This is a genomic window from Arthrobacter sp. 2MCAF15 (genome assembly GCF_052115605.1).
Lineage (GTDB): Bacteria > Actinomycetota > Actinomycetes > Actinomycetales > Micrococcaceae > Arthrobacter.
Map to the genome: position 1 here is coordinate 44,532 of NZ_JBFRGZ010000025.1, position 10,218 is coordinate 54,749.

7 protein-coding genes are annotated in these 10,218 nt (G+C 66.3%); 3 read left to right on the forward strand and 4 right to left on the reverse strand.

Annotation, left to right across the window (positions count from 1 at the left end):
• Nucleotides 1-9 precede the first annotated feature (9 nt).
• The 3 genes from AB4089_RS20850 (at nucleotide 10) to AB4089_RS20860 (ending at nucleotide 6,065) form a co-directional block, all read left to right on the forward strand.
• Nucleotides 10-4,866 carry an NAD-glutamate dehydrogenase gene (locus AB4089_RS20850; RefSeq protein WP_441411181.1) on the forward strand — a complete coding sequence of 1,619 codons (4,857 nt, stop codon included), beginning with the start codon at nucleotides 10-12 and terminating at the stop codon, nucleotides 4,864-4,866.
• A 163-nt stretch (nucleotides 4,867-5,029) separates the two neighbouring features.
• Complete coding sequence (locus tag AB4089_RS20855; protein ID WP_441411182.1) at nucleotides 5,030-5,533, forward strand: GNAT family N-acetyltransferase; 504 nt, start codon at nucleotides 5,030-5,032, stop codon at nucleotides 5,531-5,533.
• A gap of 97 nt (nucleotides 5,534-5,630) precedes the next feature.
• Nucleotides 5,631-6,065 (forward strand): acyl-CoA thioesterase, encoded by a 435-nt coding sequence (locus AB4089_RS20860; RefSeq protein WP_441411183.1) that lies wholly within the window; start codon nucleotides 5,631-5,633, stop codon nucleotides 6,063-6,065.
• A gap of 23 nt (nucleotides 6,066-6,088) precedes the next feature.
• Here AB4089_RS20860 and AB4089_RS20865 read toward each other — a convergent pair whose 3' ends face one another.
• The 4 genes from AB4089_RS20865 to AB4089_RS20880 all read right to left on the reverse strand — a co-directional run bounded on the left by AB4089_RS20865 (nucleotide 6,089) and on the right by AB4089_RS20880 (nucleotide 9,836).
• Nucleotides 6,089-6,481, reverse strand: a complete 393-nt coding sequence (locus AB4089_RS20865) for a nuclear transport factor 2 family protein (protein WP_441411184.1) — start codon at nucleotides 6,479-6,481, stop codon at nucleotides 6,089-6,091.
• A 129-nt stretch (nucleotides 6,482-6,610) separates the two neighbouring features.
• On the reverse strand, nucleotides 6,611-7,801 hold the full coding sequence (locus AB4089_RS20870; RefSeq protein WP_441411185.1) for a 4-hydroxybenzoate 3-monooxygenase: 1,191 nt from the start codon (nucleotides 7,799-7,801) through the stop codon (nucleotides 6,611-6,613).
• An 89-nt stretch (nucleotides 7,802-7,890) separates the two neighbouring features.
• The gene (locus AB4089_RS20875; RefSeq protein ID WP_441411186.1) at nucleotides 7,891-8,670 is read right to left on the reverse strand and encodes an IclR family transcriptional regulator; all 780 of its coding nucleotides are present in this window, start codon (nucleotides 8,668-8,670) and stop codon (nucleotides 7,891-7,893) included.
• Between the two features lie 116 nt (nucleotides 8,671-8,786).
• Nucleotides 8,787-9,836 carry an FUSC family protein gene (locus AB4089_RS20880; protein WP_441411187.1) on the reverse strand — a complete coding sequence of 350 codons (1,050 nt, stop codon included), beginning with the start codon at nucleotides 9,834-9,836 and terminating at the stop codon, nucleotides 8,787-8,789.
• Nucleotides 9,837-10,218 lie beyond the last annotated feature (382 nt).

The following is a 10,218-nucleotide window of genomic DNA, read 5'->3' on the forward strand; positions in this document are numbered from 1 at the left end:
CGCAGGCCCATGTCACGCAAATCGGTACACCCCGGGCACGCTCCCACCAGCGTCTTCCCCGGCTTCGATGAACAGTTCCTAGCGGCCTACTACGAGCACGCTGCGCCGGAGGACCTCCAAGGCTACAGTCCGGAAAACCTGGAGCAGCGCTCCAGGCACCATGCGGAACTTGCCGACAGCCGGCCGGCAGGCACGGCGGCAATCGACATCCTGAACGAAAGTGACGCCAGCGTCCTGCTGGTGGTTGCAGACTCCACACCGCACCTGATTCATTCGCTCACCGCGGAGCTGGCCCGCCAAAACGAGTCCATTCGTTTGCTGGTGCATCCCAATTTTCTGGTGCGGCGTGATCCGCGGACTGATCAGTTGGTGGAAGTACGGCATGGGTCCCCGCAGCCCGGACCGGCGGGCCGAATTGCCGGCATGCCCGTCAACGCGGCGACAGGCACCGACCAAGATCCGCCGGGGTGGAGATCCGAAACATGGGTGGCGGCAGAGATAGGCCGGCTGCCGGACTCGCGGGCCATCGCGGAACTCACCGCCAACGTGCGGCGTGTCCTGGCGGACGTCCAGCTGGTCGCCGATGACACTCCCGCCATCCACGCCCGTCTCGCACGCACCATCAACTCCCTGGACCGGCTGCCCGCCGGCACGGTGCCGACTCCTGAGCAGCTCGGTGAGCTCCTGGACTGGCTGGATCGCGGCAACTTCATGTTCCTGGGATACGGCGAATATGAATACCCGTCGGCGGACCGTCCGGATGTTGTGTCGTTGCTGCCCGGCGCGGGACTCGGCCTGCTCAGGGACGGGCGGCCGGAGGCCCGACAGCCTGTAACGGGACTGCCCCATCCGCAGGTCCTCACCATCTCCATTTCGGATCTGAGATCGTCCGTCCCCCGCCCGGCTTACCTGGATGAAATCCTCGTCCGGACGTTCAGCAGCGCCGGGAAGGCCACGGGAGAGGTCAGGTTTGTTGGCCTCTTCGCCCCGGGTGCCACGGGCCGGTCCGTGCGGCGCATCCCGGTCATCCGGGACAAGGTGCGCGCCATCCAGGAGCGCTTTGGCTTCACCGAGGCCTCCCACCCTGGCAAGCAGCTCATCACCGTCCTCGAGTCATTCCCCCTGGACGAGCTGTTCCACCGGGACCTGCATGAACTTGCCGGGCTCGCCCGTGAAATCCTGCGCCTGCAGGCCCACCACCAGACCCGGGTGTTCCTGCGCGCTGACAGCTACCGGCGTTTCATGACCGCGCTGGTATTCCTTCCCCGGCACAGGTATAGCACGGCCGTACGCCTCCGGATTGAGCACGAGCTTAAACAGGCCTGCGGGTCCTCCTCGCTCGAGTTCGAAGTCAGGCTAAGTGAATCCCCGATGGCCCGGGTCTTCTTCCGGATCCTGTTGCCCGCCGGTGGGATGCCCGACGTCGACCCCGCCGCAGTGGAGCGAAGCATTGTTAGCGCAACGCGGACGTGGGCCCAAGGCCTGGACGAGGCGCTCCGTGACAGGTTGCCGTCGGCGGAGGCCAGCCGTTTGTCGGCGCTGTGGTCCGCCGCCTTCCCGGCCAGCTACCGGGCTGATTTTGAAGTCGAGGACGCCGTCGAGGACATCAAGACGTTCGAGCGGTTCGATCTCGACGGCACGGGCGGGCGGCAGCTGAACGATCCCCAGCTGGCCGTCTATGTCCGCACCGATGCCTCCCCGACGCTGGCCGAAGACGCACGGATCCGGCTTTACCTGACCACCGCCCACAGCCTGACGCGGATCCTGCCGTTCTTCCACAATCTCGGACTGGAGGTGCTGAACCAACGGCCCTTCGATGTGGTGCGCGGGGGCGACCGGGCTCTGTTCCTCTATGACCTTGGCGTCCGGTACCCGGCCGGCGTGGATCCCGCCCGGACCAGCGGGCTGCTGGGGGATGCCTTCGGAGCTGCCATGCGCGGTGACTCAGAATCGGACCGCTTTGACGGCCTTGTCCTCCGGGAGGGCATCGAATGGCGGCAGGCGGCCATCCTGCGCAGCTACGCCAAGTACCTGCAGCAGTTGGGCACCACAACCTCCTACGGGTTCATGGCCGACACGCTGCTGGCCAATGCCCGGGCAACCCATGCTCTCCTGGCACTGTTCAGGGCCAAGTTTGATCCCGATCTGGAGGCGCCACGCCGGTTCAGGGACACCGACGCGGCCCGGAGGGACCTGCTGGCCGCGATCGAGGACATCCCCGTCCTCGACGCCGACCGGCTGCTGCGCACCTTCATGAACCTGGTGGAATCCACGCTCCGCACGAACTACTTCCAGGCCAGGCCCCACCTGAGTTTCAAGCTGAACCCTTCCGCGATCGCGGGTGCGCCGCTTCCCCGTCCCAAGTACGAAGTCTGGGTGTATTCGCCCCGCGTGGAAGGCGTGCACCTGCGCTTCGGGGCACTGGCAAGGGGTGGGTTGCGCTGGTCCGACCGAAGCGAGGATTTCCGCACCGAGGTTCTGGGCCTGGTCAAGGCGCAGAACGTTAAGAACTCGGTGATCGTACCCACCGGCGCCAAGGGCGGTTTTTATCCCAAACAGTTGCCGGACCCGTCCTTGGACCGCGACGCGTGGCTGACGGAGGGCCTGGAGTGCTACCGGATATTCGTCCGCGGGCTGCTGGATGTCACCGACAACCTGGTCGCCACCGCGCACGGCGAATCGGTGGTTCCCCCGCCGCGCGTGGTGCGGCACGACGTCGACGACTATTACCTTGTGGTGGCGGCGGACAAGGGAACGGCGTCATTTTCCGATGCTGCGAACGGTGTCGCGGCGGAGTATGGGTTCTGGCTGGGCGATGCCTTCGCGTCCGGCGGGACCGTGGGTTATGACCATAAGCAGATGGGCATCACGGCCCGCGGGGCCTGGGAATCGGTAAAACACCATTTCCGCGAGCTCGGGATGGACTGCCAGGAAGAGGACTTCACCGTAGCCGGCATCGGCGATATGGGCGGCGACGTCTTTGGGAACGGGCTGCTTCTCTCCCGCCACATCCGGCTGGTAGCGGCTTTCGATCACCGCCACATCTTCCTTGACCCGGCACCGGATGCGGAGGCCTCCTTCGAGGAACGGCGGCGGCTCTTTGCCCTCCCCCGCTCGTCCTGGGCGGACTACGATCCAGCGCTGATCAGCGACGGCGGTGGTGTCCACTCCCGCCGTGCCAAGTCCATCGTCATTACCGAACAAGTCAGGAGCTCACTCGGCCTGGAACCGGGCACCGTGTCGCTGCCGCCCCATGGATTGCTTCAGGCCATTCTCCGGGCGCCCGTGGACCTCCTGTACAACGGAGGCATCGGAACTTATGTCAAGGCCTCGTCGGAGTCCAGCGCGGAGGTTAGCGACAAGGCCAACGACCCTGTCAGGGTCAACGGCAATGAGGTGCGGGCGAAGATCATCGCCGAGGGCGGGAACCTGGGAATCACGCAGCTCGGGCGGATTGAGGCCGCCTTGTCCGGCGTCCTGCTCAATACCGATGCGATCGACAACTCGGCGGGCGTGGACTGCTCGGATCATGAGGTAAACATCAAGATCTTCGTGGACCGGATGATCGCGGCGGGAAAGATGCCGCCGTCGGATCGCACCGGCTTCCTGCAGTCCCTCACGGACGAGGTGGCCCGTCTTGTCCTGGCCAACAACGCGGACCAGAATGTCCTGCTTATCAACGACCGGCACTTGGTGCGGGAGTGGAGTCCGGGCTTCGAACGGACCATGGATTGGCTGGAGAACGCCACCGACCTTGACCGCAGGCTGGAGGGCCTGCCAAGCAACGAACAACTCCGGGCACGGCTGAAATCAGGGGAGGGCCTGACCGCGCCAGAGCTGTCGGTGCTGGCGGCATACGCCAAGATCGAACTGGCGGCGGAACTCAACGCCAGCGACCTTGCCGAGGACCCGTGGTTCCGCCGCGTCCTCCGCGGCTATTTCCCGCCCCAGCTGTCCGAGCGCTTTGAAGCAGAGCTGGAAGATCATCCGCTGCGCCGCCAGATCGTGTGCACCGTGGTGGCAAACGACATGATCAACCTCGGCGGAATCACGTTCGCCTTCCGCGCCGTCGAGGAAACGACGGCGACGGCCGCCAGCGTTGCCAGGGCCTTCGTGGTGACGCGGGAGGCCTACGACCTGCCGTGGATCGTCAACCGGCTGGCCACACTCCCCGCCGGATATCCGAACGACTACGTCGCCGAAGCGACCCTGCACATGCGCAGGGTCCTCGACCGGGCCACGCGGTGGTACGTGACGCACGACCATCGCGACCAGCCGGTGGACGAGGCCCTGGGCAGGATCATGCCCACACTGGAGATGCTGCGGACCTGCACCTTGGACTACCTCCGGGGCTCCGACCTGGACCGCGCGCAAGAGCGGCTCGCGCATTGGGACGCCGTGGGGATGCCCCGTGAGCTGGGCCTGCGCTTCTCGGACCTGCTGGAGAGCTTCGGGCTGCTGGACATCTCCCTGATCTCTGAACAGGTCCGTGAACCGATCGCCACCATCGCCGACGTGTACTACGCGGTGTTCCAGCGAATCGGAGCCGCGAACCTGCTGCTCAGCATCACCGACCTGCCGCGGCACAGCCGCTGGGACGCCCTCGCACGGGCCGCCTTGCGCGATGATGTGTATTCCGCCGTAGCGGACATGACTGTCTCTGTGATGGAGACTGCCCGAGGCCCCGGCGCCGCAGACAACGGCACGTCCGATTCCGTGGAGCGCATCGTGGTGTGGGAACGCGGGCATCAGGAGCAGCTGGGACGGATCAAGGACACCTTCGCGGAAGTGACCAAACCGGGGCAAGTGGATATCGCCTCGATCTCCGTGGCGCTGAAACTCCTGCGGACACTCGTGCGCCGCTAGGCAGCGGCCGTCCCCAAGCCCACCCGGAAGTCGAGCCGAAAGATGGAACTGCACCGCCATCCATCCATACACAGTTCTCCCGACTCTTACCGGCAGGAAACACGGCCGAAACGGCTGGTGCCTAGCCTTGGACTGCATAACACTTCGGCGAATCGAGGCAGTCATGCAGACCAATCCGCGGCTCAACATCCGTCAGGTCACCTGGGCGAATCCCGTCGGTGCGGACCTGAGGGCCGCCCAGCAGGCGGAACTCGAGGCCCGCTTCGGCCGGCCGGACCACGAACCCGGCCCGCCGCCGTCGGAAGCGGACACGGCGGTGTTCCTGGTGGCACACGACAAGGCCTCCGGCCAGCCGGTGGGCTGCGGCGGCCTTCGCATGCTGGACGCCCGGACCGCCGAAATCAAGCGCCTCTACGTGCTGCCCTACACCCGCGGCTCCGGAGTGGCGAGTTCCATCCTGGCGGCCCTAGAAGCCCACGCCCACGCGCTGGGGATCACCACCCTGACTGCGGAGGCGGGCTCGGTGCAGACCGACGGACGGCAGTTCTACGAGAACTCGGGCTTCGTCCCGGTGCCGAACTTCGGACCGTATATCGGCGTGGAGCACTCGTATTGCTACGCGAAGCCGATCGATTCGCACAGCGCCGCGCACACCGCCATGGCGTGAGGCCGCGCGGCACCGCACACCGGCAGCGCGGACCGGCGGCGCGGACCGGCGCCGTCACAGAACGCCGGGCCGTTCCGGAGTGGGCTAACCTCGCACTATGGAATCGGCCGACATCACTTTCCGCACCCGCAAATGGGTGCGGCCAGAGGACCTCAACGCCAATGGCACCCTGTTCGGCGGGAGCCTGCTGAAGTGGATCGACGAAGAGGCTGCGATTTACGCCATCCTGCAGCTGGGCAACGGCCGGGCCGTCACCAAGTACATTTCGGAAATCAACTTCGTCAGCTCCGCCGTCCAGGGCGACCTGATCGAAATGGGCCTGACCGCTACCCGCTTCGGCCGGACGTCGCTGAGCATGCGCGCCGAGGTCCGGAACATGATCACCCGCCGCAGCATCCTCACGATTGAGGAGATCGTCTTTGTGAACCTGAGCCCGTCCGGGAAACCGGAGCCGCACGGATACACCGAAATCACCTATGACCGGGACCGGATTCCGACGCACCACCTGACCGAGACCCTGGATCAGGACTAGGCCAGAGCGCACGGATTGTTTGGTCAGGTCCAGAAGTCGTCTGCCTTGGCCGTATCCTCGAAGAACTCCCGCCCTTCGGTGATCTTTCCGTCGCGGACCACAAACGTGATGACGGTGGCCATGTCCAAGGTCTTGCCGTTGTTTTGTGCGCGGGTCTTCTGGATGGCGACGGTGTACTTTTCCCCGCCGACGATGTCCTCGAGGTCTGCCTGGAAGGAACCCTGGGTGCGCGCGCCCAGTTCACCGAAGTACGCCAGGACCGCGTCCCGGCCCTGTTTTGTTCCGGACAGCACGCCGCTTCCGGCAACGTGCCAGACTGCGTCCTCCGCGAACATCTCGCTGAGGGTCGCCATATCCCCTGCGTTGAAGGCCGTGTACCCGCGTCGGACCAGTTCAACATTCTCTGCGGTTCCCATGATCGTGCACCTCTCCGTCATCTTTGTCGGGTCATGCTGGGACGGTTCAAGGGTAGTCCTGGCCCCGGTGGCTGTCGATGGAAAATATGCACCGCGGAAGAACCCTCCGGGAGGACTTCGGACTCGGCCCTACCGCTCGCCCGTCCAGCCCGTATAGGCCTCCGCCAGATAGGCCCGGCCATGGCGGGATGACACCACGGACCGGAGCTCGCCAAGCTGGCGGGCCCGGGAAAAGTCGTCGGCGTCGGCCGCCGTGTGCAGCATGGAGGTCATCCAATAGGAGAACTGCTGGGCTTTCCACACCCTGCCAAGCGCGTGGTCGCTGTAGGCATCCAGGAGCGCGGTGGAGCCGGTCGAGTAGAAGCTGTCGAATCCATCGAAGAGGACTTTGACGTCGTTCAGCGCCAGGTTCAGCCCTTTGGCCCCGGTGGGCGGCACGGTGTGCGCGGCGTCGCCGGCGAGGAACAGCTTGCCGTGCCGCATGGGGGCCTGGACAAAACTGCGGAACTTCAGGACGGTCTTCTCGATCACGGGCCCTTCCTTCACCTCGAAGCCGTTGCCGTTGACGCGGCTGCGGAAGGCGTCCCAGATGCGTTCTTCGTCCCAGTTATTGGCGTCCTCGCTGGGGTCGCACTGGAAGTACATCCGTTGCACCGTCTCGGTTCGCTGGCTGATCAGGGCGAAACCGTTCGCCGAGTTGGCGTAGATCAGCTCGGCGGAGCTGCGCGGGGCCTCGGCCAGGATGCCGAACCAGGCAAAGGGGTATTCGTGGAAGTACCGTTTGCGCCGTGCCTCGGGGATCTGCGCGCGGCAGTGGCTGCGTGAACCGTCCGCGCCGGCGATGAAGTCGGCCTGGAGCTCGTAGTCGACGCCCTCCTCGTCCGTGAACCAGACCTTGGGCGCGTCCTCGATGTCATGGATGGTGGCCTCCTTGACGGCGTACCGGACGTCCCCGCCGTCGGCCTTCCGCCGTGCCGAGAGATCCAGGAACACATCCGTCTGCGGGTAGAGCCACACCGATTCGCCGACGAGGTCCTGGAAGTCGATCCGGTGGCTTTCGCCGTTGAAGCGCAGTTCGATGCCGTCATGGCGGTCGCCCTCACGCAGCACGCGGTCGGAGACACCGCTGTCTACAAGCAGGTTGACCGACCCGTGCTCCAGGATGCCGGCGCGGACCGTTTCGGAGATCTCCTGGTGGCTGCGGAGCTCGACGACGATGGATTCGATGCCGGCTTTGGCCAGCAGGTGGGCCAGCATGAGCCCCGCCGGGCCGGCGCCCATGATCGCTACCTGGGTGGTGATGACTTTCCGCTGTGCCATGTGCGTCTCGCTTCGTCGCGGGGTCCGGGCGGTCCCGGAGCCGTATTCGTGGTCCGGCTAACAGTGTGCCCCCGCAGGCGTAATGCACGTTACATGGATCCCGTTGAATGGAATCCGCCAGCTTCGCGGGGCTCGCCAAGCCGCCGCCCGATTCCGCGGGCCGCGGTCTGGAGGGCCGGGATCAGCGCCTGCAGGCGCATCTCACGGAGGGGAACCACGACGCCGAGGGCCGCCACGGCCCGCTTGCGGCGGTCCAGCACGGGGACGGCGATGCCCCATGTGTCCGCATCGACGACGCCGGCCAGCTGCGCATAGCCCTGGCGGACGGCCTCACCAAGGAGGGCCCGGAGCTCGGCCGGGGCCAGCCGCCCGGCCGGGTCGCTGAACGCTCCGAGATACTCGGCCTGGACGGTGGCGGGCTGGTTGGCCATCAGCACCAGACCGGCGGAGGACACGTGCACGGGCATCCGGCCCGCCACCTGCGCACGGTTGACTGCGGAGCCCCGGCGGGACAGCCGCTCCACAAAGAGCACCTCGGCGCCGTCCAGCACGGCGAGATTCACGTTTTGGTTCAGCACCTGCTGGATGTCCTCCATAAACGGCAGGGCCGCCTGGCGGAGCTCCAGGGTGGGCGAACTGCGGTTGGCGAGCTCCCAGAGCCGCAGGCCCAGGCTGACCGAACCGCCGGGGCCGACGTCGAGCAGGCCGTGGCCGGCAAGCTGCCGGGCCAACCGGTGCGCGGTGGTCACGGGAAGTTGCGCCCTCGCGGCCAGCTCCGAGAGCTGCAGCGAGGTGACACCCTCCGGAAAGGCCGCAATCAGCCGCAGGACGCGGTCCACCACCGAGTCGCCGGAGTTCGAATTGGCCATCACACCCCTTCCGTTGAATGGGTTTAAGTGTCCCACCCAACACCCTCGGGCGATAGGACTCTCACAACAGGAAGAGGCAGGCCAGCAGGGCCCGGCCACACGGAATCCCGTAGATACTAGCTCGTCAGGCGTCGCCAGGCGCCGGGCGCCAGCACGACGGCGATGCCGACGGCGGCCCCGATGATCGTTTCGACGATTCTGTCGCGGAGCAGGATGCCGGGCGGGATGGGTGCCACGAGCAGCGTCGAGGTCAGGGCCAGGGGCGTGACAAAGACCTGCGCCAGCATGTACTGCCGCGCGATGAACATTTCGGCACCGAACTGGCACGTGGCGATCACCAGCACTGTCTGCCAGGGGTTCGGCTGCAGGAGCAGGATCCCGGCAAGCAGGACCAGCCCCAGGGCGGTCCCGGCGATGCGCTGCAGGCCCCGGCTGACCCGGTGCCGCGTGGTGTGGCCCACGAGCGGGACGACGGCGGCCACCATCGCCCAGTAGTTGTGGCCAACGCCGAGCCATTCGCCGGCCAGGGTCCCCAGCGTGCCCGCCAGGCCTGCCGCCACGAGGTAGCCCCCGCTTTCCTGCCACGCGGCGCGCTTCTGGCCCGGCGTCAGCCTTAGGGGTTCCGGCCACACCCATGGGGTCCGGCGGCTCCTGGCCACACGCGATGACAGCCCGATGAGCAGGGAGAACGCGACCGTCAGCACCGCCACCAGCATGGCCTGCCACAGCGGCGGCTGGTTCGGGATTGAGGCGATGGCCGCGAACGCGAAGATATGGAAGAGCGAGCCCGAGGGACGAAGGCGCCACAGGGCGACCACCAGGGAACAGGCGCCGGCCACCAGGGTTGTGGTCCCGACCAGGACCCAGGTGGTGCCCGCCGCCGACAGCCCTGCAAGAGCGTCCACACGCGCGGTGAGGGCGGCCAGGAACATCACCAGGAGCATCAGGCCACCGGCCCGCACCTGGAGATTCAGCCGCCGGGCGTGCGGCTCATTGCGGCCATAGATCCCGGTGAAGGCGCCGAAGGAGGCAAAGATTGCCAGGTCGAGGCGGTCCAGCAGCACCAGGGTGATCAGCGGAACGAACACCCCGATGGCGCAGCGGAGGGCAACCTGGTGGTCCTTGTTGGCCGGCGCGATGGTGAGCATCCCGGCGAGCAGCTTCACAGTGCCGGTCCCACGGGGCCAGTGTCGCAGCGCCCGCTCCACGGCCGGATTAGTCCCTGGCAGGCATTCATGGGCTTGTCATCACGGGTTGGGGGTCCCTTTCGCAGCGGTCGGAATGGTACGACGGCGTCACTGGCATCCACGACGGATGTTACTCCGGAAGCCCGCGGCTGACGCATCGAATCCCGTTCATCGGGATCGGCCGCGCGCCCCGCGGGGTGGTAGCGTCTAGCTGTACTGCGCCGGGACGTTGTTGACACTTTGGGCTTGAAAACGAGGAGGACCTCCGGGCTTAGTGGAGCTGTCTAGTTCACACACTTTGCGCTCGGAGGTCCTCGTGTCCCACGTTAATGCCCGACTGACAGTTCATGGAAGACGCCTG

Excerpts from the sequence above, each read along its gene's own strand:
- AB4089_RS20850 (WP_441411181.1), top strand. The coding sequence starts at position 10 with ATGTCACGCAAATCGGTACACCCCGGGCACGCTCCCACCAGCGTCTTC.
- AB4089_RS20855 (WP_441411182.1), top strand. The coding sequence starts at position 5,030 with ATGCAGACCAATCCGCGGCTCAACATCCGTCAGGTCACCTGGGCGAAT.
- AB4089_RS20860 (WP_441411183.1), top strand. The coding sequence starts at position 5,631 with ATGGAATCGGCCGACATCACTTTCCGCACCCGCAAATGGGTGCGGCCA.
- AB4089_RS20865 (WP_441411184.1), bottom strand. The coding sequence starts at position 6,481 with ATGGGAACCGCAGAGAATGTTGAACTGGTCCGACGCGGGTACACGGCC.
- AB4089_RS20870 (WP_441411185.1), bottom strand. The coding sequence starts at position 7,801 with ATGGCACAGCGGAAAGTCATCACCACCCAGGTAGCGATCATGGGCGCC.
- AB4089_RS20875 (WP_441411186.1), bottom strand. The coding sequence starts at position 8,670 with ATGGCCAATTCGAACTCCGGCGACTCGGTGGTGGACCGCGTCCTGCGG.